This is a genomic window from Bifidobacterium sp. ESL0820 (genome assembly GCF_052606235.1).
Genome location: NZ_CP199594.1, coordinates 117268 through 141821, shown reverse-complemented (window position 1 = coordinate 141821; position 24554 = coordinate 117268). Strand labels below are relative to the sequence as shown.

The 24554-nt window shown below is 61.5% G+C and carries 19 protein-coding genes; 11 read left to right on the top strand and 8 right to left on the bottom strand.

Annotated elements, in window-relative coordinates; genetic code table 11:
* Positions 1-19: 19 nt before the first annotated feature.
* From ACUIAH_RS00610 to ACUIAH_RS00600, 3 genes are all read left to right on the top strand, one after another.
* Entirely contained in the window at positions 20-1378 is a 1359-nt protein-coding gene (locus tag ACUIAH_RS00610; RefSeq protein WP_445341594.1) for an NAD(P)(+) transhydrogenase (Re/Si-specific) subunit beta, read from the top strand.
* A gap of 81 nt (positions 1379-1459) precedes the next feature.
* Positions 1460-2485, top strand: coding sequence for a threonine aldolase family protein (locus tag ACUIAH_RS00605; RefSeq protein ID WP_445341042.1), 1026 nt, complete (start codon positions 1460-1462; stop codon positions 2483-2485).
* 260 nt (positions 2486-2745) lie between these two features.
* On the top strand, positions 2746-3795 hold the full coding sequence (locus ACUIAH_RS00600; RefSeq protein WP_445341041.1) for an NAD(P)-dependent alcohol dehydrogenase: 1050 nt from the start codon (positions 2746-2748) through the stop codon (positions 3793-3795).
* A 193-nt stretch (positions 3796-3988) separates the two neighbouring features.
* On the opposite strand, the gene ACUIAH_RS00595 is transcribed toward ACUIAH_RS00600, so the two are convergent.
* Positions 3989-4894, bottom strand: coding sequence for a sensor histidine kinase (locus ACUIAH_RS00595; protein WP_445341040.1), 906 nt, complete (start codon positions 4892-4894; stop codon positions 3989-3991).
* A 50-nt stretch (positions 4895-4944) separates the two neighbouring features.
* Positions 4945-5637 (bottom strand): response regulator transcription factor, encoded by a 693-nt coding sequence (locus tag ACUIAH_RS00590; RefSeq protein WP_445341039.1) that lies wholly within the window; start codon positions 5635-5637, stop codon positions 4945-4947.
* Between the two features lie 157 nt (positions 5638-5794).
* Here ACUIAH_RS00590 and ACUIAH_RS00585 point away from each other — a divergent pair, with 157 nt between their 5' ends.
* Together ACUIAH_RS00585 and ACUIAH_RS00580 are read left to right on the top strand one after the other, a co-directional pair.
* Positions 5795-6727, top strand: coding sequence for an ABC transporter ATP-binding protein (locus ACUIAH_RS00585; RefSeq protein ID WP_445341038.1), 933 nt, complete (start codon positions 5795-5797; stop codon positions 6725-6727).
* Positions 6724-7500 (top strand): ABC transporter permease, encoded by a 777-nt coding sequence (locus ACUIAH_RS00580; protein WP_445341037.1) that lies wholly within the window; start codon positions 6724-6726, stop codon positions 7498-7500. The genes ACUIAH_RS00585 and ACUIAH_RS00580 overlap by 4 nt, the downstream gene beginning before the upstream one ends.
* A 6-nt stretch (positions 7501-7506) precedes the next feature.
* Here the strand turns inward: ACUIAH_RS00580 and ACUIAH_RS00575 are convergent, their stop codons facing one another.
* The 5 genes from ACUIAH_RS00575 to ACUIAH_RS00555 all read right to left on the bottom strand — a co-directional run bounded on the left by ACUIAH_RS00575 (position 7507) and on the right by ACUIAH_RS00555 (position 12296).
* Complete coding sequence (locus ACUIAH_RS00575; protein WP_445341036.1) at positions 7507-8685, bottom strand: glycosyltransferase; 1179 nt, start codon at positions 8683-8685, stop codon at positions 7507-7509.
* A 77-nt stretch (positions 8686-8762) separates the two neighbouring features.
* Entirely contained in the window at positions 8763-9626 is an 864-nt protein-coding gene (locus tag ACUIAH_RS00570; protein WP_445341035.1) for a MetQ/NlpA family ABC transporter substrate-binding protein, read from the bottom strand.
* Between the two features lie 33 nt (positions 9627-9659).
* A complete protein-coding gene (locus ACUIAH_RS00565; RefSeq protein ID WP_445341034.1) occupies positions 9660-10541 on the bottom strand; it encodes a MetQ/NlpA family ABC transporter substrate-binding protein in 882 nt (293 codons plus the stop codon).
* Positions 10542-10566: 25 nt separating this feature from the next.
* Entirely contained in the window at positions 10567-11247 is a 681-nt protein-coding gene (locus tag ACUIAH_RS00560) for a methionine ABC transporter permease (RefSeq protein WP_445341033.1), read from the bottom strand.
* Positions 11244-12296: a methionine ABC transporter ATP-binding protein gene (locus tag ACUIAH_RS00555; protein WP_445341032.1), complete on the bottom strand. Its 1053-nt coding sequence runs from the start codon at positions 12294-12296 to the stop codon at positions 11244-11246. Before ACUIAH_RS00555 ends, ACUIAH_RS00560 begins: the two co-directional genes overlap by 4 nt.
* Before the next feature lie 135 nt (positions 12297-12431).
* On the opposite strand from ACUIAH_RS00555, the gene purT reads away from it, so the two are divergent.
* The 6 genes from purT to purD all read left to right on the top strand — a co-directional run bounded on the left by purT (position 12432) and on the right by purD (position 22336).
* A complete protein-coding gene (gene purT, locus ACUIAH_RS00550) occupies positions 12432-13739 on the top strand; it encodes a formate-dependent phosphoribosylglycinamide formyltransferase (protein WP_445341031.1) in 1308 nt (435 codons plus the stop codon).
* Positions 13740-13816: 77 nt separating this feature from the next.
* Positions 13817-14569 (top strand): phosphoribosylaminoimidazolesuccinocarboxamide synthase, encoded by a 753-nt coding sequence (purC, locus tag ACUIAH_RS00545; RefSeq protein ID WP_445341030.1) that lies wholly within the window; start codon positions 13817-13819, stop codon positions 14567-14569.
* Positions 14570-14648: 79 nt separating this feature from the next.
* Positions 14649-18428 carry a phosphoribosylformylglycinamidine synthase gene (locus ACUIAH_RS00540; protein WP_445341029.1) on the top strand — a complete coding sequence of 1260 codons (3780 nt, stop codon included), beginning with the start codon at positions 14649-14651 and terminating at the stop codon, positions 18426-18428.
* Between the two features lie 17 nt (positions 18429-18445).
* The gene (gene purF / locus ACUIAH_RS00535) at positions 18446-19951 is read left to right on the top strand and encodes an amidophosphoribosyltransferase (RefSeq protein WP_445341028.1); all 1506 of its coding nucleotides are present in this window, start codon (positions 18446-18448) and stop codon (positions 19949-19951) included.
* Positions 19952-19996: 45 nt separating this feature from the next.
* On the top strand, positions 19997-21046 hold the full coding sequence (purM, locus tag ACUIAH_RS00530) for a phosphoribosylformylglycinamidine cyclo-ligase (RefSeq protein WP_445341027.1): 1050 nt from the start codon (positions 19997-19999) through the stop codon (positions 21044-21046).
* An 18-nt stretch (positions 21047-21064) separates the two neighbouring features.
* Positions 21065-22336 (top strand): phosphoribosylamine--glycine ligase, encoded by a 1272-nt coding sequence (gene purD / locus ACUIAH_RS00525; RefSeq protein WP_445341026.1) that lies wholly within the window; start codon positions 21065-21067, stop codon positions 22334-22336.
* Here purD and ACUIAH_RS00520 read toward each other — a convergent pair.
* A complete protein-coding gene (locus tag ACUIAH_RS00520) occupies positions 22333-24510 on the bottom strand; it encodes a sulfatase-like hydrolase/transferase (protein ID WP_445341025.1) in 2178 nt (725 codons plus the stop codon). The two genes, purD and ACUIAH_RS00520, sit on opposite strands and share 4 nt — an antisense overlap.
* Positions 24511-24554 lie beyond the last annotated feature (44 nt).

Genomic DNA, 24554 nt, shown 5'->3' with positions numbered 1-24554 from the left:
CTATCTCCTTTCCTCGGTCATGTTCGTCATGGGCCTGCACTACATGAACTCCCCCAAGACGGCCCGTACGGGCAACAGGATTTCTGCAGCGGGCATGGTCATCGCCGTGGCCATGGCCTTCATCCATCTGTTCGCCACCGGTTTCAACTCCTCCCTGGCCATCATTCTGCTCGTGCTCGGCATCCTGATCGGATCGGCAGCGGGGGTCTACTCGGCCAGGAAGGTCAAAATGACGGACATGCCTCAGCTGGTTTCCGTCTTCAACACGGTCGGCGGCGGCGCTGCAGCCCTGGTCGCCCTGAACGACATACTGACTTCCGAGGGCACCCCGACTCTGGTGGTGCTGATCACCGCCGGCCTGGGCGTGGTCATCGGTTCCATCACCTTCACCGGCTCTCTGATAGCTGCCGGCAAGCTCCAGGGCATCGGCCTGATCAAAAACCTGAAGCTACCAGCAAAGGCCGTCTGGAATGTGCTTTTCGCCCTGTTGACGGTTCTCAGCCTGGTCATGCTCTGCCTGAATCCCGGCAATCGAACCCTATGGGCCATCCTCACGGCCATCTTCGCCCTGGGCTATGGACTGGTCTTCGTCATCCCCATCGGGGGCGCCGACATGCCCGTGGTCATCTCCGTCTTGAACGCCTGCACCGGCACAGCTGTGGCCATGAACGGCCTGGCCATCGACAACGTGGCTCTGATCGTGGCAGGCGCTTTGGTTGGTGCAGCAGGTGCCACTCTGTCCGTCCTGATGGCCCAGGCCATGAACAGGCCGCTCCTGAGCGTGTTGGCCGGAGGGTTCGGCGGCTCCTCTGTCAGCGCCAGCCAGGATCGAGGTGCCCAGGGGGCCATGAAAGAGACTACACCCGACGATGTGGCCGTCCAGCTGGTATATGCCGACAAGGTCATCTTCGTCCCCGGCTTCGGTCTGGCACAGGCCCAGGCCCAGCGCGAACTGGCCGACCTGGGCGAGCTGCTCAAGGGGCGAGGCGTGGAGGTCTCCTATGCCATCCATCCTGTGGCTGGACGTATGCCCGGACACATGAACGTCCTCTTGGCCGAGGCCAACGTCCCCTATGAGGAATTGATCGACCTTGATGACATCAACCCCCAGTTCCCCTCAGCCAACGTCGCCTTGGTAGTGGGCGCCAATGACGTGACCAACCCGGCTGCACGCCGACCAGGGACCGCGGTCTCCGGTATGCCCATCCTGGATGTCGACAAGGCCCAGCACGTTGTCGTCCTCAAGAGAGGCAGGGGCAAGGGGTACGCCGGCATCGAGAATGAGCTCTACTTCAACCCGAACACACAGATGCTCTTCAACGACGCCAAGGTCAGCCTTCAGGCGATCATTGCCTCCGTCAAGGAGCTCATAGCCTGAGCATATGCTGTAGTCAGAACCATGGCTCCGGATCGGCTTGGCTGGCCCGGAGCCAATTATCGTCGAACCGGAAGGATCCACATGCTGTCATTTGTCAACGACTATTCCGAGGGCGCCCACCCCGCAGTCCTGCAGCGGCTGATCGACACCAACATGGAGCATCTTCCCGGCTATGGCAAGGATCGGTACTGCTCCTCCGCCGCTCAGAAGATCGCTCAGGCCTGCGACTGCCCCCAGGCTCAGGTCTATTTCATGGCCGGCGGGACCCAGACCAACCAGGTCGTCACCTCCTGCCTGCTGAAGCCTTACCAGGGAGTGGTCGCTGCGGATACGGGCCATGTCAACGTCCACGAGGCCGGCGCCATTGAAGCCGTAGGCCACAAGGTTCTGACCATCCCCGGTGAACAGGGCAAGATTCGCGCCGAGGACCTTAAGGCTTTCCTGGAAGGCTTCTACGCCGACGAAAACCATGAGCAGATGGTCTTCCCCGGTATGGTCTACATCTCCCATCCCACCGAGTATGGAACCCTCTACACCCGTCAGGAGCTGGAAGACCTTTCGCAAATTTGTCGGGAACACAAGATTCCGCTCTACCTGGACGGGGCCAGGCTTGGATACGGGCTGGTGGCCCCCGGAACCGACGTCGATCTGACGGACATAGCCCGTCTCTGCGACGTTTTCTACATCGGCGGGACCAAGGTCGGCGCACTCTGTGGGGAAGCGGTGGTCTTCCCCAGGGGGAACGCTCCCGAGCATTTCAGCACCATGATCAAAAGAAGAGGCGCCCTTCTGGCCAAGGGAAGACTCCTAGGAGTGCAGTTCGATGCCCTCTTTACCGACGGCCTCTACTCGCGAATCAGCCGGAACGCCATCCAGACAGCAGCGATGCTCAAGAAAGCCCTGCATGAGAAGGGGTATCAGATTGTCATGAACTCCCCCACCAACCAGACCTTCGTCCGCTTGGACAATGAGCGCATGGAAGAGCTATCCAAGCAGGTCGCCTTCGACTTCTGGGAACGCAGCGATGCCACCCACACCGTGATCCGGCTGGCCACCTCCTGGGCGACAACCGTTGAGGACACCCAGGCTCTGATCAGTCTGCTGTAAAAGCCGCTCACACTCATCCTGGCAAACTTTAGATCATTTTGTCCCCTCCCCTCCCAGTTCGCCTTAGGGGGGGGGGGGCATATATATGGCTTTTCGGCCCGACCTATAGGCATGGCCAATCCTGCATTGTTGGACATCTCACACTCTTTCGGGTGAGTGCAAATCTGACGTTCAGTAAAATTTTTATTGCAACGATGCTGATGCAGACACTCCCGCCCTGAACGCAAGGGCAGAAATGCTTCAACGATGAAAGGAAACTTATGAAAGCCGTTGTTTTCGAGCAATTCAACACCTTCCCCACCCTCAAGGAAGTGCCAGAGCCGACTCCCGGGAGCGGCGAGGTTCTCCTCAAGGTGGCCGGTGCAGGCTGCTGCCATTCCGACGTCTCCGTCTTCCAGGACTACACCCCCGAAACAGGCAGCCACACCAAGCCGCCGTTCATTCTGGGACATGAGACCACCGGCTGGGTGGAAGAGGTAGGACCCGATGTCACGGGCTTCAAGAAGGGCGATGCCTACATCGTCTACGGGCCCACCGGATGCGGCCACTGCCCTCACTGCGTAGCCGGCCAGGAAAACTACTGCTCCAGCGCCGCAACCAACAAGTCGCTGGCCCTGGGTCTGGGGCGCGACGGCGGCATGGCCGAATACATGACCGTCCCGGCCCGCAACCTGGTGCCCCTGGGCGATGCGGATCCAATCGCGGCTGCACCCCTGGCTGACGCTGCCCTGACTCCCTACCACGCCATCCGGGCTGCCATGCCCCACCTGAACGGCGGCGGAAAGTACGCTCTGGTCATTGGCCTGGGCGGGCTGGGCCAGATCGCCATTCAGATTCTGCACGCGCTGACCGGCGCTACCGTGATCGCCACTGACACCAAGCCGGAGGCTCTGGCCAAGGCTGAGGCCAAGGGTGCCATCCCCGTTATGAGCGACGAGCACCAGGTGGAGAACATCAGGAAGATCACCCATGGCGAGGGCGTGGATGCTGCCTTCGATTTCGTGGGTGTGGCCCCGACCATTGCTGCCGCACAGGCCTCGGGCGGCCCGGGATCCCGGGTGACCGTGGTCGGCATCGCCGGCGGCAAGGCGGAATACGACTGGTACTCCAAGCCCTGGGAGCAGGAGCTGCTGGGCGTGTACTGGGGCTCCATTCCTGAGCTCTACGATGTGGCCAACATGTATCGCCACGGCCAGATCCAGACCGAGATTGAAACCTACTCGCTGGACAAAGCTCTGGATGCCTACCACAAGCTGGTCGACAACAAGCTCTCAGCCAGGGCCGTCATAGTCCCCCACACCAAGGCCTGATTTTCCCTTGATTGTAGACGGAGAAGCGGCTCATCCATCGATTGGATTGAAGCACGATCGGATTTAAACACAATCAGATTGATGTGCTGACACCATTTCTCCGCCTACATACACTCGGTGGCCTGTCTCGGCCTTGTCATAAAGGCCGAGACAGGCCACAGCATCTTAACAAGCGACCTTAAACCCGCATTGTTTATGATTGGCTTGATTGGGGAGCATCACTCAGCAACAAGTGGGCCAAGAAAATACCATTGGCGGATTCCAGCCTCATGGAGCCGCCGAGCGAATCCACCAGGGAGTCGACAATGCTCAGACCCAGACCTGTGCTTCTGATCTTGGTCCGTGATTGGTCATCGGTCTGGAACCGTTCCATGAGCCTGTCCACATCGACGGCTCCGCCCTTGGTTTCGTTGCCGAAGTCAAGATGAATCCGCCCATCTTCATCCTGGTGCAGGTCAACCCAGGCTGAATCCTGCGCATACTTGAGCCAGTTGCCGATCAGGTTCTGGATTACCCGACTCATCATGGTCTGGTCCGTCGTGATTTCCACACCAGCTTGGATCCTGGGCTCCACCGTGACTGACCGTGCAGTCAAAGAATCGAAGGCATTGAAGAGCTCCTGCTGAACCAGTGCCGATAGGTTCACCTTGGCCAGATCCAGATTCACGCTCTTTTCCTGTATCAGATTGAAATCCATCAGGTAATGCAGATAGTGATCCACCGACTGTAGGTTGTTGAGAATCTTGCTCAATTGCTCCTGATCAGCCGATCCCTCCTTGAGCAGCTGGGCATATCCTCTGGCCACGGTCAGCGGGGTCTTGATGTCATGGGTTAGGTTGGTCAGCATCTGCCGGACTTGCTTGTTCTGCTCAGCCTCGATAATCTGCAGCCGTCTGGTCCTGTTCAGAACGGCGTTGATCCTATCCGCTAGAGTACGGATGAGCCCGATATTGGACCCAGTGGTTACCAAGGCATTGGTGTCGGCATGGTTGATGAAGTCCAGATCATCACTGATCCGTTTGAGGTCGGTAGTCAGCATCATCAGGCCAATCGCTAAGGCGAGGGCGACAAGACCCAGAACAAGTGCAACCACCTTCACGGATTCACCTCCGACGACCCCTTATTCATCGTTCTTCCTTCCGTGTGAATTCAAACCAGGCGAACCCCGATGCCCCAGACCGACACGATGTAGCGCTGGCTGCCGGCGTATCTGTTCAGGCTGGTCCGCAAGGTGCTCAGGTGCACATTGAGAGTGTTCTCGGCATTGATGTAGGGCTGGTTCCAAACCTGCCGATAGAGGTCTTCCTTCTCGAAAACCCGATGTGGATGGTCCATCAGAAGCTCAAGAATGGCAAATTCCTTGCGGGCCAGATCGACCCGGCGCCCATCAACGCTTACCGTGTGCTCCATCCGGTCCAGCTCGATCCCCTGGAAACAAATCTTGGCAGCGGATTCACCTGCTGCATCCGCATCCGCTTTCAGTGACCCGGATTGGCGCAGCTGAACCTGGATGCGAGCGCGGAGCTCGTCGATGTCAAATGGCTTGGTCACATAATCATTGGCGCCCTGCTCCAGGAGGCTGACGGTCCTGGTCTTGTCCTGGATGGCCGTGAGGATGATGACCGGCACCGATGACATACGCCGAATGGCCTTGAGAACGCTGTCCCCGGTGACTACGGGGAGCATCAGATCCAGAAGAATCAGGTCGGGTTCCTCCTGCTGGAAGCAGGCCAAGGCCTGGGCACCCGTCGTCGCCTGGATGATTCGGTAGGTCCCTCCCAACACATCCTTGAGCAGAGACTGGATGTCCTCCTGATCCTCCACGACCAGAATCGTCGGCATGCTTTCTTCCTTTCGCAGGTCACTCTCATGTTACTGAAGCAGCCTAACGAGGCCAGTCTCGCCCAAGCGAATTTATGCAATTCTTAATGATTTCTTGGCCAAGCACTTAAGAAAAGCATTTTAGATTCTCTGATAGTGACACAGAGAAAGGAACTCCATGGACGATACCATTCTGGATATCAGCCATATCAGCAAACGGTTCGGCCGCTTCCAGGCACTCGATGATGTCAGCCTTTCCATCAACAAGGGCGAGATCTACGGGCTGATCGGCGAGAACGGCGCTGGCAAAACCACCCTGATGCGTCTGATCACCGGACTGTCCCCCATACAGAAGGGGAGCATAAGGCTGATGGGGCACACAATTGGCAAGGACAGCCGCATACTGAGCAGAATAGGCTCGATCATTGAGGCACCAGCCGCCTTCAAAAAAATGACCGTCAGCCAGAACATGAAGCTGACAGCCATCCAGCACGGGCTGGCCGACGACAAGGCCATCGTCCAGGTCATCGACTTCGTCGGTCTGGGCGAGAAGGCCAAGACTCGGGCCGGTCACCTCTCTCTGGGCCAGCGTCAGCGCCTGGGGCTGGCCATGGCCATCCTCACCCGACCCGATTTCCTGATTCTGGACGAGCCCATCAACGGCCTGGACCCGGCAGGAATCATGGAATTCAGAACACTTCTGGACACGCTCAACCAGGAGCGCCAGACGACCATCCTCATCTCCAGCCACATTCTGAGCGAACTGTACCTGGTCTCCTCCCGGTTCGGGTTCATCAGCCACGGCCGCCTGATCAAGGAGGTGGGCAAGGATGAACTGGATCGGATCAATCAGAACGGACTGTTGATCGACGTGGACCAGAGCTCCAAGGCCGCCATGATCCTGGATCGCCAGGGAATCGGCCCCTTCCAAGTCCTTGATGACCATCAGATTCTGATCAGACAGGGGAATCTGGAGCCAGGCCCCATCAACAGACTTCTGGTTCAGAAAGGAATCCTGGTCAATCAGATCAGCCAGCAGAAGGGATCGCTGGAGGAATATTTCGCGGATCTGCTCAACAAGGACCCTCAAGAGCCGAGGAGGCAACAATGATCAACCAGATCAGAGCGGACTTTTATAGGCAGCTACGCTCCATCGGCATGCTGATTCTGCTGATTGCCACTGTGGCCCTCGGCATAGTGACCACATGGAGCAAGACGACCATAGGAATCACCACCGGGGGCGAAGAATACGCTCATCAACTGTCGGCAATCGAACGCCAGGGCTGGACAGTCAGAACAGGCCTGCAAGTGGGTGCCGCCTCCGCCTCGTCCCTGGTTTACTTTTACATCGCGGTCTTCGTTATCGTCATTGGTTCGGAATACAGCCAGCACACTTTGAAGAACACGTTGACATCAGGCATCTCACGAATACAGTTCATCCTAGGCAAGTACGTGACCATCCTGATTGACATCATCCTCCTGACCCTGTGCTACTTCATCACCATCCTGATCACCGGTCTGGCTCTAGGAAGGAAGCCGGGGGCCGACTGGGGCGTCTTGGGCAAGGATGTGGCCGTCATGACCCTACTGGTGAGCTTCTGCATTTCCGTCATCATCAGTCTGGGCATTGTCCTCTTGATCATTGCCAAATCCCTTGTCATCCCAGCGGTGGTGATCGTGATATGGCCCGTGCTGATCGGCCTCGTAGAGTTGACAGCAAAATGGCAGTGGCTGAAATACTTCGACTTCGTCGGGTTCGGCGAACAGATTGTTCTGAACACTCTGAAGGCCGATCAGGCCTGGATCTATGCCGGAGCATCCGTGGGTGTGGTCCTGGCGGCCATCATCGGATCGGCTCTGATCATATCCAAGCAGGAGATCTAAGCCAGGTCAGGCTATACCTGCTCCGGCTCTTTGATCGCTGACGGCCTGCATGGCCATATGGGCAAAGGCCTTGACGGAGGCATCCAGGGAATAATGTTCCTTGGCATGTTCGGCGTAGCGTCCGGACCAGACTGCAAGGGCATCAGGATGATCTATCCACCAGTCGATTTGCTCAGCCAGCGCCCAGGCCTTGCCAACCGGGAAGAGCGAATGCTGCGTCAGGGCGAAGTGTCCTGCGGCGCTCAGGTCGGATCGGGCAATGATCGGGACTGCGCCACAGGCCATCCCCTCCAGGACGCTGACCGATTCCAGATCCGCGATTGAGGGGTGGATAAGAAGATCGGCCCGCCTGAGCAGGTCGGGCATGGTCGCGTTCTGGTGGAATCCAATCGAGACCCGCATGCCGTCCAGCTGCCTGTCGGCTTCCGCCCTCAGTCGGCGCTCCATAGGCCCTGTGCCTGCTATGGTCAGGCTGATCCTGCGCCTGTTCCTGCACAGAGCCAAGGCTCGGATCAGGGTCAGATGGTCCTTTTCCCGGGCCAGCCTGCCGGAGGCCGCGACTTGGATCAGCCGGTCTGATCTCTGACGCTCGTATCGGTCACGCTCATATCGGTTCCCGGGGTTGAACCTAGGCTGGTACCCGTTGGATATGACATGCAGGCGGGCCTTGTACCCATGCGAGCGCAGCAGGTCGGCCGTCAGCTGGGTGGGAACGTGGATGTGCCCGACATGATCGTAGAGCCAGAACCGAAAGAGCCGGTAGACGGCCGAGTCCACTCCGGGCAGCCAGCGCAATGGGCCTGCGGAATAGGTGATGTTCTCAGGCTGAATGTGAAACCCAGCAGTCACCGGTATGCCCATAGACCTGGCCTGTGCCAGGGCGGCACGGCCGAAGGCGAATGGTTCGTAGATATGGACCAGATCCACACCGGCAAAGGCCCTTCGGAAGAGTTCAGGATCGGCACGAGCGAAGCTCATCTGCTGCCTGGCCGCCGCACGGGAAACCAGAGGAATTCGATGCACCCGTGCCGGATAATCTGTCGAGCCCACCCCCACCAGACGGACCCGGTGCCCCAGCGCCTCCAGACCCTGGGCGTATTGGATGGCGGAATTGGAGGTCCCGTTGCCCCTGTTGCCGAAGGAATCCAGAACCAGGGCCAGCGTCAGGCGATCACGATCCCTCATCAGCCTTCCCTCCGCTGTTCATCATTAGCAGACTTGGGCCGGATTAAGACAGGTAGACGACCCGATTGCACCCACTATTAGTAGGAGAAGGCCGGGACTGCCGCCCCACGGTAGTAGCGGTTGATGGCATCGGCCACATAGCGGCTGTGATAGGCAGAGACCAGGGCCTTGTATGCGGCATCATTTTTGTCGGCCTGCCTGGCCACGATGATGTTGACATAGGGGTGATTGGCTGGCGATTTGAGATCGCCGGGCACCTGGTAGATGGCATCCTGGATCTTCATGCCGGCATCAAGGATGAAATTGGTGTTGGTAATGCCGGCCGCATAGTCGGGCAGGACCTTGACGATTCCCGGTGGATCGACCTGGTCCAGGACCAGCCCACGCGGATTGTCAACGATGTCTTCGGGAACCGGCGTGGTGGCCTTGGGGTCTCGCAGACCGATCAGCCCGGCGCTGGCAAGCACCTTCAGGGAGCGGCCCAGGTCGATGGGATCGCTGGGAATGGCCAGCCGCTCGCCATGCCCTATCTGGTCGACGCTCCGGTACTTCTTTGAGTACAGGTTGAGCGGTGAAATGTAGGTGTCGCCGATGGCGGCGAAGCGATACCCATGCTGCTTGGACTCCTGCTCCAGAAAGGCATAGTGTTGAAAAGCGTTCAGGTCGATCTCCCCGTTGGCCAGCGCCTGATTGGCGTAGCGCCCGTATTGGAAGGAGCGCAGCTTGATTGTTATGCCGGCCCGGCGCTGGTCCAACTCGTGCTGAACAGCCTTCCAAATCTCTTCATCGGCATCGCCCACCAGGCCGATGCTGATCTCCCGCTGGCCGCGTTCAGGCTGGTTGACCTTGACATAGGCCACGCCCATCAGGACGGCGACCACCAGGATGACGACCGAAACAGCCGCCAGCTCTCGCTTGGCCCTGGTTCTTCTGGTGCTCATATCCGTCCTCCTTCATCGATGGAACCTATCGCATCAGGAAACCTTGAAAGCCGGCAGGCAGGCGCCCTTGTAGACACGGACGATGGTGTCGGCCACAGGCTTGGAATGATAGGCGCGCACTACTGCGGCGTAGGTGGGGTTGTCCCGCTGATCCTTGGTGGTGACGATGATGTTGATGTATGGCTTGTTGGCCGGGTTCTGCAGGTCGTAGGGAACCTCGTGGATGGCATCATGCACGCTGCGCCCTGCATCGACCACGAAGTTGGCATTGGTGACCCCGCCCGCATAGTCAGGCAGCAGATTGAGGATGCCAGCCGGATCCACCTGCTCGATACTCAGATGCTTGGGATTGTCCACCACATCCTCGGGCAGCGGGTTGGTGGCCTTGGGGTCGCGCAGCCCGATCAGCTTGGCATCGGCCAGGACCTTCAAGGCCCGACCCATGTTGGTGGCGTTGTTGGGGATGGCCACCCGGTCGCCGTCCTGGAACTGCGAGGGCTCGGCATAGCGCTGCGAGTAGAGATTCATGGGCGAGATGTAGGTATTGCCAAGCACGGCCAGCTGGTAGTGGTTGGTCTTTACATCGTCCTCCAGGTAGGCATAGTGCTGGGCTGCGTTGAAGTCCACCTCGCGGTTGGATGTGGCCTGGTTGACGTAGATGGCATCCTGGAAGGGCTTGAGCTCGATCCTGATGTGCTCGCCCCGCCGATCCAGCTCTGCCTGGACGGCCTTCCAGATCTGATCGTCCGAACTGCCGATGACGCCGACCCTGACGACCTTGACATCGGCACCCACCTGGTTCAGACGGACATCGGTACCGACCACCAGCGCCAGCAGGAGGACGATGACTAGGCTGAGCGCCGCCAGCTGGACCTTGGCTTTGTTCTTTTTGCCGACGCGACTACGACCGACCACGATAATCTGACCTTTCCCGGGTTGCTCAGTGTTCGACGACCTCGGCCAGAAGCCGGCCGAACAGTTCGATCAGGGCGATGAAGATGACCAGCACGATGATGGTGGCGATGGTCACGTCATTCATGGACCGCTGGTAGCCCAGACGGATGGCGAAGTCGCCCAGACCTCCGCCGCCCACGATGCCCACGGTGGCGGTCTCGCCCACCAGACTGACGATGGTGATGGTGGTCACCCGGATGATGGAGGGGATGCCCTCACGCAGGTAGACATGCCAGATGATCTGCCAGGTGGTCATGCCCATGGACTCCGCCGCCTCGACGTACCCAGGATCCAGACCTGCAAGGGCCGACTCGATCTGTCGGGAGAAGAAAGGCGTGATGCCCACGACCAGGGGGAAGATCGCCCCCTTGGGCCCGATGGCCGTGCCCATGAGCATCCTGGTCACCGGCACCAGGGCCGCCGCCAGAATGATGAAGGGGATGGAGCGGAAAAGGTCGATCAGCTTGTCCAGGATAGTGAAGACCAGGCCGTTGTGGCGGATGCCGTCACGTCGGCTGATGATCAGCCCCACCCCGATGACCAGGGCCAGCAGGAAGGAGACCACCCCGGAGACGCCGACCATGACCAGGGTCTGAACCATGCTGCTGAAAAACTCCGGCAGCCGGCTCATGACGTTGGGGAACCAGGCAGTAAGCAGGGACGTCATGACTTGAGAACCTCGATTCCGATGTTGCGCGAGCGCAGGTATTCCATGGCCTGGCGGATGTTTTCAGCGTCGCCGCCCATTCTGACCACCAGACCGCCCAGGGGCGCACCCTCCACCACATCGATGTCGCCGAAGATGATGTTGACGTCCAGGTTGTAGCGACGGCTGATGGTGGAGACCAGGGCCTCGGAGACCTCCTTGGAGACATAGGACATGCGCATGAGGGTCTGCCCGGGCTCCAGGGCCACCAGGGGCGAATCGGCGGCCATCAGATCCTTGACCTTGTCCAGGTTGGAGGTGGTGGCCACGAAGGATTTGGTCAGCTGGGCCTTGGGGTCTGCAAAGACATCGAAGACCCTGCCCTGCTCCACGATGACGCCCTGGTCGATGACCGCCACCCGGTTGCAGATCTGCCGGATGACCGACATCTCATGGGTGATCATGACCACGGTGATGCCCAGCTGGTCGTGCAGGTCGCGGAGCAGCTGAAGAATGGAGCGCGTGGTGGTCGGATCCAGTGCGCTGGTGGCCTCGTCGCTGAGCAGGATATCCGGTTCGTTGGCCAGGGCTCGGGCGATGGCCACCCGCTGCTGCTGGCCGCCGGAGAGCTCGGCGGGATAGTGGTCGGCCAGCTCGGTCAGTCCTACCAGTTCCAGAAGCTCGGACACCCGGGCCCGTCGAGATGCACGGTCGCGGCCGCTCCCCCGCAGAGGCAGGCCCACATTGTCGGCCACCGTTCTGGAGGGCATCAGGTTGAAATGCTGGAAGATCATGCCGGTACGACGCCTCAGGTCCCTCAGCTCGGCCGGAGCCAGATCCTTGACCTCGCGGCCGCGGACCTTGACGCTGCCCGAGTCGTAATCCTCCAGCCCGTTAATGCAGCGGACCAGTGTGGACTTGCCCGCCCCGCTCAGGCCAATGATGCCAAAAATATCCCCAGTTTCGACGGTCAGATCAATGTCGGCCAGTGCCGTCTTGTCTTCGTCGTCGTCGCTGTGATAGGTCTTGGTCAGGTGCTCCATCCGCACCGCCGGTGTCCGCTCGCTCACGTTCCCGCCTTCCCTGGTCGACTGCCTGACATGGTAATCGTCCCGGCGGCCAGTGGACAAGAAGGCCTCTATAGATGTCGCTTATAGACATGTATCGATAAACCGCCTGCTTGGTCGATGGGTCGGTGGCAGAATATGGGTATGAGCGCATCCGGTCAGCAGCGGATTATCAACACCATCAATCCCGGGGAGCGACCGTTCGGCTCTCCTCTGGGGCCAAGACCTACACGAGTCCTTCTCCTGGGAGCCGGCGAACTCGGCCGCGAGATAGCCATCAGTCTGATGCGGCTGGGTGCCTGGGTTGGCGCGGCGGACTCCTACCCTGGCGCACCAGCCACCCAGGTGGCCCATGCGGGCTACCAGGTGAAAATGAGCGATCCGCAGGCTTTGGAGGACCTGATCGACAAGGTCCACCCCGATTTGATCGTGCCTGAAGTGGAGGCCATCGCCACAGACCGCCTGGTCGGTGCCGCGGCCCGGGGCATCCAGGTAGTGCCTGCCGCCCCCCTGGCGGCCATGTGCATGGATCGCAGGGCCCTGCGCGTCTTCGCCCACGAACAGGTAGGCCTGCCCACTACCCCCTACCGATTCGCCGACTCCCCCGAAGAGCTGGCCAGCGCGGCGGACCAGGTGGGCTACCCCTGCATGGTCAAACCCCTGATGAGCTCCTCCGGCCACGGACAGACTCTGGTGCGAAGCAGGGAGGGTTTGTCTCAAGCCTGGAATTCGGCACTGACCCAAGGCCGGGCAGCCACCAAGCACCAGGGCAAGGCCGAGGTCATCGTGGAGGCCCTGGCCCCCCTGGCCCATGAGCTGACGGTTCTGACCGTGGCCTCCTGCGCCGGCGTGACCACCTGCACGCCCATCGGCCAGCGTCAGGAGGACGGGGACTACCGCCTCTCCTGGCAACCGGCGGATCTGAATCCTGACATCCTGCAGCAGGCCCGGAGCATGGCCACCCGACTGGTTGAGGCCATGACCTCCCTGGCCCGCCAGAGCGGCGAGACCGGTTGGGGGATCTACGGTGTGGAGATCTTCGTCCTGCGCGACGGCTCCCTGCTCTTCAACGAGGTGGCGCCGCGCCCCCATGACACCGGCATGGTGACCATGATCTCCCAACGGCTGAGCGAGTTCGACCTTCACGCCCGGGCCATCCTGGGCATTCCCGTCCACCAGGAGGATCTGGCCCTGAGTCTGCCGGAAGGCGCATGCGCGGTCAGCCGGCCCATCCTGGTCAGGGGCCAGGGACCGGTCAGCTTCCAAGGCTTGCCGCAGGCCCTGGACCACCCAAGCACCGATCTGCGCATCTTCTCCAAGCCGGAAGTGCATGGCCTGCGCCGCATGGGCGTGGCCCTGGCCTTGGGGCCAGATTTGCAGACCGCCACCGAGCGTGCCGAAGCCGTGGTCCACGATCTGAAACCCCGGGTGGGCACGGGGATGTAACCCGGGCTTGCTATGGTGGTCGTGTCCCAAGCAGTGCAGAAGTTTCCAATTCGCAACAAACTCGAGGAAGGCGAACAGTGGAAAAGTTGGGAATGCGCTATCAAGGCAAGGCCAAGAAACTGTACGAGACGGATGACCCGGACATACTCTGGGTTGAGTACACTGACCAGGCCACCGCGGGGAACGGGGCCAAGAAGGCCAATATCGAAGGCAAGGCCAGACTGAACAACAGGATCACCACGGTGATATTCTCCCTGCTGGCCCGCCGGGGGATCCCCAGCCACTTCATACGCAGCGTCTCAGATACCGAACAACTCAACCGCCGGCTGGACATGTTCCCGCTGGAGATCGTCATGCGCAACCGGGCCGCAGGCTCCTTCGCCCAGCGGTACGGGGTTGAGGAAGGCACGACCTTGAAGCAGCCGGTGCTGGAGTTCTTCTACAAGTCCGATCCCCTGGATGATCCATTTATCAACCGGGACGACATTCTGGCCCTGGGACTGGCCACTGAGCAGGATCTGGACATCATCGCCGCGAAGACCCGGGAAATCAACGGGACCCTGACCAGCATCTTCCGCGCCATCAACGTGGAGCTGGTGGACTTCAAGATCGAAATGGGCAAGACCGGATCGGGCATCATCCTTCTCGGCGACGAGATCACCCCCGACACCTGCCGGCTCTGGGCGATCGGCAACAATAATGACGGCCAGGTCACCCACTTGGACAAGGACATCTTCCGCAGGGACCTGGGCAGCATCATTCCGGCTTATCAAACCATTCTGGATGGGCTGACCGAATTGGAGGAGCGCGAAAGCCAATCGAACAGCTGAATCGGTCGACCCGGAAGCGAGCATATCGCCTCCGGGTTTTTCATTGGTCCCCAACCAGTCCATCGCGAAAGGATCCATTGTGCTCTTCCGTGTCTATACCGAGAAAAAGCGGGGCTTCGACCAGGCCGCCGACAGGCTTGCCGAACAGCTGCGCACCCTGCCGGGCGTGCAAGGGCTGACCGGCCTGCGCATGTTCAACCGCTACGATCTGGAAGGCATCGACGAAGACCTCTTCAAACGCTGCCTGCCCACGGTCTTCGCCCAGCCCCAGACCGATCTGGTGGCCACCCAATTGGAGCAGGCCCTGCGCATGAAGGGCGACGAGAACCTGCCGCCGCTGGACTCCCCCATGCTCTTCGCCGTGGCCCCCCTGCCCGGCCAGTTCGATCAGCGAGCCGACTCCGCAGCCCAGTGTGTCCAGCTGATCGGCCAGGGCGCCCGCCCCTTGGTGGCCACAGCCACCGTCTATCTGCTCCAGGGCGACCTGGATGCCGAGCAAATAGAGGCCATCCGCAATTACCTGGTCAATCCGGTCGACTCACGGGTGGTAGGGCTGGAGCAGCCCAAGACCCTGGCCATGCCTGACGACGATCCGGATCCAGTGCCTGTATTGGACGGGTTCCGCGATCTGGATGATCCTGGACTGGAAGCATTGATCGACAAGCTGGACCTGGCCATGGATCTGCCGGATGCCCGCTTCTGCCGGGATCACTACCGCCAGGAAAAGCGCGATCCGACCCTGACCGAGCTCAAGGTGATCGACACCTATTGGTCGGACCACTGCCGGCACACCACCTTCAATACCAGGCTGGAACGGATCGAGGCGGACAACCCCCGAGTACGGACCACGCTGGAACGGTATCGGGCAATCCGAGGAGAACTGGGCCGTCAGGACCGACCTGAATGCCTGATGGACATGGCCACCATCGGAGCCAAGTACCTGCAGAAGCGCGGCATCCTGAACGACGTGGACCAGTCCGAGGAGGTCAACGCCTGCACTATCCGGACCAAGGTCGACGTGGACGGCCAGGATCAAGACTGGCTCTTCCTGTTCAAAAACGAGACCCATAACCATCCCACCGAGATCGAGCCCTTCGGTGGTGCAGCCACCTGCATCGGCGGAGCCATCCGTGATCCCCTGTCCGGAAGGGGCTACGTCTACCAGGCCATGAGGGTCAGCGGGGCAGCAGATCCCCGTCAACCGCTGGATCAGACCCTGCCCGGCAAGCTGCCCCAGAGCCGGATCGTCCGTCAGGCAGCCGATGGCTACTCCTCCTATGGCAACCAGATCGGGCTGGCCACCGGGCAGGTTCGGGAAATCTACCACCCAGGCTATGCGGCCAAGCGTATGGAGGTGGGCGCTGTGGTGGCCGCCACACCGGCCGACCATGTGATCCGCCGCCGGCCCGCACCCGGCGATCTGATCATCCTGGTGGGCGGCAGGACCGGCCGCGACGGAATCGGCGGCGCCACCGGAGCTTCCAAGTCCCAGAACGAAGAAAGTCTGGAACGTTGCGGAGCTGAGGTGCAGAAGGGCGATGCACCTGAGGAGCGCAAGCTCCAGCGCCTCTTCCGCCGTCAGGAGGCGGCCAGGCTGATTGAGCGCTGCAATGACTTCGGAGCCGGCGGCGTTGCCGTGGCCGTGGGCGAACTGGCGGACGGGCTGAACGTGGACCTGGACCGGGTGCCGCTCAAGTACCAGGGGCTGGACGGTACCGAAATCGCCATTTCCGAGAGCCAGGAGCGCATGGCCGTGGCCCTGGCTGCCGAAGACGCGCCCGCCTTCATCGAGTACGCCCAGCAGGAGGACCTCGAGGCCACCGTCATCGCCGAGGTCACCGAAGAACCCCGGCTGCGGATGACCTGGCGATCAGAGACCATCGTGGACATCCCCCGATCCTTCCTGGCCTCCAACGGCGCCCCTCATAAGGCCGATGCCCAGGTGGCGGTCCCTGCTCCCTACCATGCCCCCTTCGAGGTCCAAGGCAACCTGGACGCGCGCATGAAGGCCCTGCTTGCAGATATCAACGTCTGCTCCCAGCAGGGTCTGGCCGAACAGTTCGACTCCACCATCGGCGCAGGCACCGTCCTCATGCCCTTCGGCGGAGCCCGACAGCTGACACCGGCCCAGGCCATGGTGGCCAAGCTGCCCGTGGATGGGCACACTGCCACCGCCTCGGCCATGGCCTGGGGATTCAACCCCTGGATCAGCAGCCAGGACCCATACACCGGCGCCTACCTGGCCGTGGTAGAGAGCCTGGCCAAGCTGGTGGCCTCTGGCTTCAGCCGTTCCCATGCCCACCTGAGCCTGCAGGAGTACTACCCCAAGCCCGGCGGCGACCCCCGGCGATGGGGCCTGCCAGTGGCCGGCGTCCTTGGCGCCCTCCAGGCCCAACTGGACCTGGCGGTGGGGGCCATAGGCGGCAAGGACTCCATGTCCGGCAGCTTCGAGGACCTGGATGTGCCGCCCACACTGATCAGCTTTGCTGTGGCCCTGGGGCAGGCCAAGGATGCAGTCTCCCCCGAATTCAAGGCGGCTGACCGTCATGTCTATCTCTTGACGCCCGAATACCAAGAGGACGGTTTGCTGCCCGATCCGGAGAGCCTGCGGACCGTCATGGACCAGGTGGAATCGATGATCAGCCAGGGCCTGGTGGATGCTGCAGCCACTCCGGGCTACGGATGCATGGCACAGTCCCTGATGGAAATGTGCATAGGCAACAGGATCGGGCTGGATCTGGCATCAGACACTGCTATATCTGCGCTCTTCCGCCCCGCCTATGGAAGCTTCATCCTGGAGACCTCGGGTCCGGAGCCCCTGTTCATTCAGAATTCCGGCCTGCATTTGCGCCTCCTTGGACACACTCGCGAGGATTATCGTCTGCGCTGCGGCGGCGAGGATCTGGACCTGGCTGAGCTTGAGGAAATCCGTGCCAGGGGATTGGAAGGCATCTTCCCGTACCGGGGCCAAGGCGACCAGGTGCCGACCATCGGCCGCACCGACCGTGAGCCCGGCAGGCCAGCGGCGCGCAGAACCAGGGGGGCTGCCAAGACCGCACGCCCCAGGGTGGTCATGCCCGTCTTCCCCGGCACCAACTGCGAGTTCGACTCCGCACGGGCCTTCCAGGACGCTGGAGCCCAGGTGGATACCGTGGTCATCCGCAACCTGAATGCCGAGGACGTGACCGAAAGCTCCAGCCGCCTGGCCCGGGCCATTCGCAGCAGCCAGATACTGATGCTGCCCGGAGGCTTCTCCGGCGGCGATGAGCCAGACGGTTCGGCCAAACTGGTGGCATCCTTCCTGCGTTCCAACCAGGTAGCCGACGCCCTCCAGGAGCTTTTGCAGGACCGGGACGGGCTGGTTCTGGGCGTTTGCAACGGCTTCCAGGCGCTGATCAAGCTGGGCCTGGTTCCCTATGGCAAAATCGTCACCGGCTCGCCCGAGGATCCCACCCTGGCCGTCAACACCATCGGTCGCCATCAGAGCCGTCTGGTCCACACCCGGATCAGCTCCACACGCTCCCCCTGGCTGAGCGCCTGCCGGGTGGGCGACATCCACACCATGCCCATCAGCCACGGGGAAGGACGGTTCGTGGCCGAGCCCGGCCTCCTGCGCACCCTGATCGACCGAGGACAGGTGGCAGCCCAGTATGTAGATGAGCAGGGCCGTCCATCCATGGATCCGCTGGTCAACCCCAATGGATCCGACATGGCCGTCGAGGCCATCACCAGCCCGGACGGCCGGGTGCTGGGCAAGATGGGCCACACGGAGCGCAGCGGCCCCGACCTGTATCTCAACGTGCCCGGAAACCGCACGCAGCCGCTCTTCCAGTCGGGAGTGGACTACTTTGCCGCCTAGGGGAAAGGACATAGACCATGTCGTTGGAGCTTGAAGGCATCCACGAGGAGTGCGGGATTTTCGGCGTCTGGGGGCACCCCGACGCTGCCCGGCTGACCTACTTCGGCCTGCATGCCCTGCAGCACCGCGGCCAGGAGGGCGCCGGCATCGTTTCCAACGACCAGGGGCACCTGATAGGACGGCGGGGCCTGGGCCTGCTGACTCAGGTCTTCCCGGACGAGTACAGCCTGGCACCGCTGACCGGTGACCGGGCCATCGGCCACGTTCGTTACGCCACAACCGGCTCAGGGTCCATCGAGAACATCCAGCCCTTCGTCTTCCGCTTCCATGACGGGGACATAGCCCTGGCCCACAACGGCAACCTGACCAACTGCAACAGCCTCAAGGCGCAGCTGGAGGATCAGGGGGCCATCTTCCACTCCAACTCCGACACCGAGGTGCTCATGCACCTGATTCGGCGCAGCCCTGAAAAGGACTTCATGGCGGCGCTCAAACAGGCCTTGCGCCAGGTCCATGGCGGCTTCGCCTACCTGCTCATGACCGAGGATGCCATGATCGGAGCCATGGATCCCAACGGCTTCCGTCCCCTTTCCCTGGGCCAGCTGCCAGGAGGGGCCTATGTCCTGGCCTCGGAGACCTGCGCATTGGACCTGGTCGGCGCCAGGCTGGTGCGGGACATCGGTCCCGGCGAAATCGTCCGGGTGGACGACTCAGGCTACAGCATCGAGCGCTATACCGATCAGACCTGCCTGTCCATCTGCTCCATGGAGTTCATCTACTTCGCCAGGCCCGACTCCAATATTTATGGGGTCAACGTCCATTCGGCCCGCAAGAGAATGGGCGCGAGGCTAGCCCGTGAGGCCCCGGTGGACGCCGACATGGTCATCGGGGTGCCCAACTCCTCCCTGTCCGCCGCTTCAGGCTATGCCGAGGCGGCCGGGCTGCCCAACGAGATGGGGCTGATCAAGAACCAGTATGTGGCCCGCACTTTCATCCAGCCCAGCCAGGCCATGCGCGAGCAGGGCGTCAGGATGAAACTGGCCGCTGTGCGCGGCGTTGTAGCCGGCAAACGAGTGGTGGTCATCGACGATTCCATCGTCCGAGGCACCACCTCGCGCAGAATCGTCCGCCTGCTCCGGGAAGCTGGGGCCAGCGAGGTGCACATGCGCATCGCCTCCCCTCCCCTGCGCTACCCCTGCTACTACGGCATCGACATCCAACGGACCTCCGAGCTGATTGCCGCCAAGAAGTCCGTGGAGCAGATCAGAGAAGCCATCGAGGCCGATTCCCTGGCCTACCTGAGTCTGGACGGCCTGGTGGATTCCATCGGCCTGGGTCGTGATGCACCCTACCAGGGACTCTGCGTGGCCTACTTCAACGGAGACTACCCAACACGGCTTGACGACTACGAGCAGGGCTTCCTGGCCTCGCTGACCCCAGAGGACCGGGCCCGGCTGGAAGCCTCCAAGGGATCCTACGGGCTTGACATGCCTGCGGGGTCGGGGCAGAAGACAGACCAATGAGCACTAGCGAAGAGCAGAACAGACAGGGCAGAGAAAGGGGCATCCATGCCGAAGGCATATGAGCAGGCTGGGGTATCGGTGGAGGCCGGATACGAATTGATCGACAGGATCCGCTCCCACACGGCCAGGACCCGCAGGCCGGGCGCCGGCGACATCGGCGGCTTCGGCGGCGACTTCGATCTGTCTGCCCTCAATTACCGCCACCCAGTCCTGGTCTCGGGCACTGACGGCGTGGGCACCAAGCTGATGGTGGCCCGGGAAGCCGGCCGCCATGACACCATCGGCCGGGACTGCGTGGCCATGTGCGTCAATGACATCATCGCCCAGGGGGCCGAGCCGCTGATCTTCCTGGACTACATCGCCTGCGGACACAATGACCCGGCTCTGCTGGAGCAGGTGGTCAAGGGTGTGGCCGACGGCTGCGTCCAGGCCGGGGCCGCCCTGGTAGGCGGCGAGACCGCCGAGATGCCCGACATGTACCAGCCCGACGAGTACGATCTGGCCGGATTCACCGTGGGTGTGGTCGAGCGTGAGTCCCTGGTGGACGGTTCGGCCATCAGAGAAGGCGACCAGCTGATCGGCCTGCCCTCCTCGGGCGTCCACTCCAATGGCTTCTCGCTGATCCGCCAGGTCCTGCTGGACCAGGGGGGCATGAAGCTGGAGGATCGGCCCTACCAGCTTGGCGGACGGACCCTGGGAGAGGAACTGTTGACCCCCACCCACATCTATGTCAAGGCCCTGCGCCCGCTCTTCGCCTCCGGCCTGCTCAGGGGCGCCGCCCACATCACCGGCGGCGGCTTCGTGGAAAAAGTGCCCAGGATCCTGCCCGAAGGACTGGCTGCCAGCTTCAATCTGGATGCCTGGCATGTGCCGCCTATCTTCACCATGATCGAAGCAATGGGCAGGGTCGACCATCTGGAGATGTACAACATCTTCAACATGGGCATTGGGATGGTTCTGGTGGTTTCTCCTGACCAGCTGGACCAGGCCCGCGCAGTCCTGGATGATGAGCAGGAGCCCTACGCCCTGATCGGACGGGTGACAGATGCTCAAAACGGCCAGCAGGTCATCCTTAACGACAACGGTCGTCAGTAATAGCGAGAGGAGCCCATCATGGCGGACAAGGTACTGGTCATCGGCTCGGGAGCCAGGGAGCACGTTATCGCCACCACCCTGCTGTCCGGACCAGGAGTGGATCGGGTTTGGTGCGCCCCAGGCAACCCGGGTATGGAGCCGGACGGCATCAGCCTGCTGCAGGAGGATTCCTCGCAGCCAGAAAAACTGATCGCTGCAATACGCGAGCTGGGAATCGATTGGGTCTTCGTCGGACCCGAGGCCCCTTTAACCGCTGGATTGGTCGACGAACTGCAGGCTGCCGGCATTCCAGCCTTTGGGCCTACCAAGGCCGCGGCCCGCATCGAAGGGTCCAAGGGCTTTGCCAAGGACCTGATGCGTAGGCATGGGATTCCTACCGCTGACTATGCGGTTTTTCATGACTTGGACAGTGCCAAGTCCTATGTGCACTCGCACGGCGCTCCGGTCGTCATTAAAGCTGACGGTCTGGCAGCCGGCAAGGGTGTGACGGTGGCCGCCGACCTTGACCAGGCCATGCAGGCCCTGGATGCCATCTTCATCGATCATAAGTTCGGGCAGGCCGGAGCCCGGGTGGTCATCGAGGATCGGCTGGCGGGTCAGGAGTGCTCGCTCATGTGCTTCGTCCGGGGCGAGCAGTTCTGGCCCATGCCCCTGTCCCAGGACCACAAGCCCGCCTATGACGGGGATCGGGGTCCCAACACTGGAGGCATGGGGGCCTACTCCCCTCTGCCGCAGTTCGGCCCGGAACTGACCCAAAAGGCCCTGGATACCATCGTCGCGCCCGCAGTCCGTGCCCTGGCGCAAGAAGGCAGTCCCTTCACCGGAGTTCTGTACACAGGGCTCATGGTCACTGACAAGGGTCCTGAAGTCATCGAGTTCAATGCGCGACTGGGCGACCCGGAGACCGAGGTGGTGCTGCCTGCGCTGACCAGCGACTTGGGCACGGCCATCCGCACGCTGATGGAGGGCGGAGAGCCGCAGTTCACCTGGGACGAATCCCACAGCCGCCTGGGTGTCATCCTGGCAGCCCAGGGCTATCCCGGCAATCCCAAGACCGGAGTGCCCGTGCCGCTGATCGCCCCGGAGCAGGACCTCAGAGCCTACTACGCCGGAGTGTCCGGCTCGGCTTCCACTGGCCTGACGTCCTCCTCGGGAAGGACCGCCCTGGTCGTGGCCCAAGGCGACGACCTGGCCCAGGCCGCCCGGCGAGTCTATGACCGGCTGGACGGATTGTCGATGCCCGGACTCTTCTATCGACACGACATCGGCCACCGCGGACTGGAAGCCTAGTTGGCCGAACTGGTCGAGCTCTCCCGGTCCTTGTCCCGGTTCTGCTCTTCCTGGCGGACTTGCTCCTTGGCCTGCTCTTTGGCCTGGCGCTTCTTTTCAGCCTTCTGTCGGGCAGCATCGGAGCGGCGGGTGGGCGTGGTGTTAAAGCCAGTCCCCTGCAGGTAGTGCTTGCCGGCCATGATGTCGTACTGAATCAGCTTGTAGTCGTTCAGGAGCTGTCGGGTGGCCTTGTCGAAGTCTCGGGCATTCATGGGCTGGCCCTGGGCATTCAGATAGTTGGTCTGCCCTGCCGGTATTCTGTTCCAGTCCTGGATCTGGTTGGCCACCGGAGGCTCGATGGCACTGATCTTGTCGTGTAGCTCGGTCAGGAAGGCCGTAAAGGGCGAGACCTTGGCATCCATGTGCTCGGCCGCCTGGGCTTGGAAGAAGTTTGGCGAGGAATAAGCGCTATTGCTGACCTGTGCTCCAGAAGAGTCCGAAGCCTTGTTTGACCAGATGAAGTAGTCGGTCAGATGCAGGGCCAGGGAGTTGCGCTCGTCCCAGCTTGCCGTGCCGTAGATGCCGGGCAGATGATCCCCATAGAAGACCACGGTGACCGGCTTGCTCTGGGAGTCAAGGCTGTTCAGGAAATCGGCGGTAGCCTGATCGCTCAGGCTGACCCCCTTGGCATAGGTGCGTATGGATTGCATCTCATCGTCGCCCAAGGGCCTGTTGGGGTCGGATGAACTGACCGAGAAGCCGTTGTTGTCATACCAGTCGTTGTAGGGCATGTGGTTCTGCATGGTGATGACCTCGACGAACTGGTTGCCCCTGTCGTCGCCCATCTGCTCCAAGGCGGATTCGTAAGCGGAGCGATCCCCCACATACTGGCTGCGGTCGATGCGGTCCTGGTGGGCTATCTGATCAGGACCGGTCAGCGAGTAGAAATGCGAGAAGCCGAACTTCTTGTAGTTCTCGGCCCTGGAATACATGGAGGACTCGTAGGGGTGGAAGGCCAGGGACCTGGATGGCGTCCCCCAAGCCTGATTGACCGTGGGTATCCAGTTCAGGTGAGGGATGACCTGCTGATAGGGGGAGGTCAGCGAGGGATCGAAGTTAGCCATGGACAGGCCGGTCATGGCCTGGAACTCCAGATTGGCCGTTCCCCCGCCATAGCCGGAGGAGAGCATGAGCCCGCTGGTGGTGCCCTCCTTGATGGATCTGATATGAGGCATGGGGTCCTGGTTGAGCGCGACGCCCGGCACCCGTGTGGGATCCGAGAACGACTCGGAGAGGATGTAGACCAGGCTCGACTCATTCATATAGGACTTGCGGTCATGGTTGATGCGGTCCGCCGAAAGCTGGTATCGATGGGCCAGAGACTGCATGGTGGCACGACTGTATCCTGCGGGCTGGTCCATGACCTTGGGTCGCAGCTGCCGGGAGAATGACACGAAGACCCCGTTGCGCTGGGCGTCATAGACCGAGTCCCACATGGAGGGTTTGTCGCCCATGAACTGCGAGAAACGGTAGGCGGGACTGCCGTAGGTGCCCACAGTGGACATGAACACCGCCACCACCAGCACCGGAACAAGAACACCTGCTGTACGGAGTCCCGCACCCAAAGGCTTGTTGCCAGTGGCCACCGGACGGCCGCGACGGGCATCCATCCGCGTCACCACCCAGCAAAGCGCGCCGAGGACGATCAGGGCCACGATGCCTAGCCCGATCATGATCAGGGACCGGGCCGGCAGGAAGGAGACCAGGTTGGCCGCATCAGCATGGAGGAAATCCAGGTCCGAGGGCAGGACAGCCTCATACCGTGCACGCACCTTGAAGCGTTCGATAACCGCTATGACCGCGCAGATGGCCAGGATCAGCCCTGATGCCGCCCAGAAGCGGTTGGTCAGGTAGGTCAGGGCCAGGTAGACCAGGCCCACAGCCAGCATGTTGAGCACCAGGACGAACCGACGCTGGGTCCACATGGCCGAGATGAAGCCCCAGAATCCGATCAGCGGGTTGGACAGCTCGACGCGGGAGCTGTTCAGGGAGACCCCCCACTGCAGGATGCCCACTGACAGGAAGTCAATCAGGATGAAGGCAAGCAGGTAGACCCACCCGCGTACCTGAAGACGTCCGGTCATGTTCTGCATCCAGGATCTCCACCGGCCGGGCTGATGCTTACGATCGTTCACCGCATACTCCTGACTTTGGCGATTGGGCCCGCTGGGCCCTTACC

Coding starts and splice junctions, on each gene's coding strand:
- ACUIAH_RS00585 (WP_445341038.1), top strand. CDS start 5,795: ATGGACGATACCATTCTGGATATCAGCCATATCAGCAAACGGTTCGGC.
- ACUIAH_RS00600 (WP_445341041.1), top strand. CDS start 2,746: ATGAAAGCCGTTGTTTTCGAGCAATTCAACACCTTCCCCACCCTCAAG.
- purF (WP_445341028.1), top strand. CDS start 18,446: ATGTCGTTGGAGCTTGAAGGCATCCACGAGGAGTGCGGGATTTTCGGC.
- purD (WP_445341026.1), top strand. CDS start 21,065: ATGGCGGACAAGGTACTGGTCATCGGCTCGGGAGCCAGGGAGCACGTT.
- ACUIAH_RS00610 (WP_445341594.1), top strand. CDS start 20: ATGTTCGTCATGGGCCTGCACTACATGAACTCCCCCAAGACGGCCCGT.
- ACUIAH_RS00560 (WP_445341033.1), bottom strand. CDS start 11,247: ATGACGTCCCTGCTTACTGCCTGGTTCCCCAACGTCATGAGCCGGCTG.
- ACUIAH_RS00605 (WP_445341042.1), top strand. CDS start 1,460: ATGCTGTCATTTGTCAACGACTATTCCGAGGGCGCCCACCCCGCAGTC.
- purM (WP_445341027.1), top strand. CDS start 19,997: ATGCCGAAGGCATATGAGCAGGCTGGGGTATCGGTGGAGGCCGGATAC.
- ACUIAH_RS00580 (WP_445341037.1), top strand. CDS start 6,724: ATGATCAACCAGATCAGAGCGGACTTTTATAGGCAGCTACGCTCCATC.
- ACUIAH_RS00575 (WP_445341036.1), bottom strand. CDS start 8,685: ATGAGGGATCGTGATCGCCTGACGCTGGCCCTGGTTCTGGATTCCTTC.
- ACUIAH_RS00590 (WP_445341039.1), bottom strand. CDS start 5,637: ATGCCGACGATTCTGGTCGTGGAGGATCAGGAGGACATCCAGTCTCTG.
- purT (WP_445341031.1), top strand. CDS start 12,432: ATGGGTATGAGCGCATCCGGTCAGCAGCGGATTATCAACACCATCAAT.
- ACUIAH_RS00570 (WP_445341035.1), bottom strand. CDS start 9,626: ATGAGCACCAGAAGAACCAGGGCCAAGCGAGAGCTGGCGGCTGTTTCG.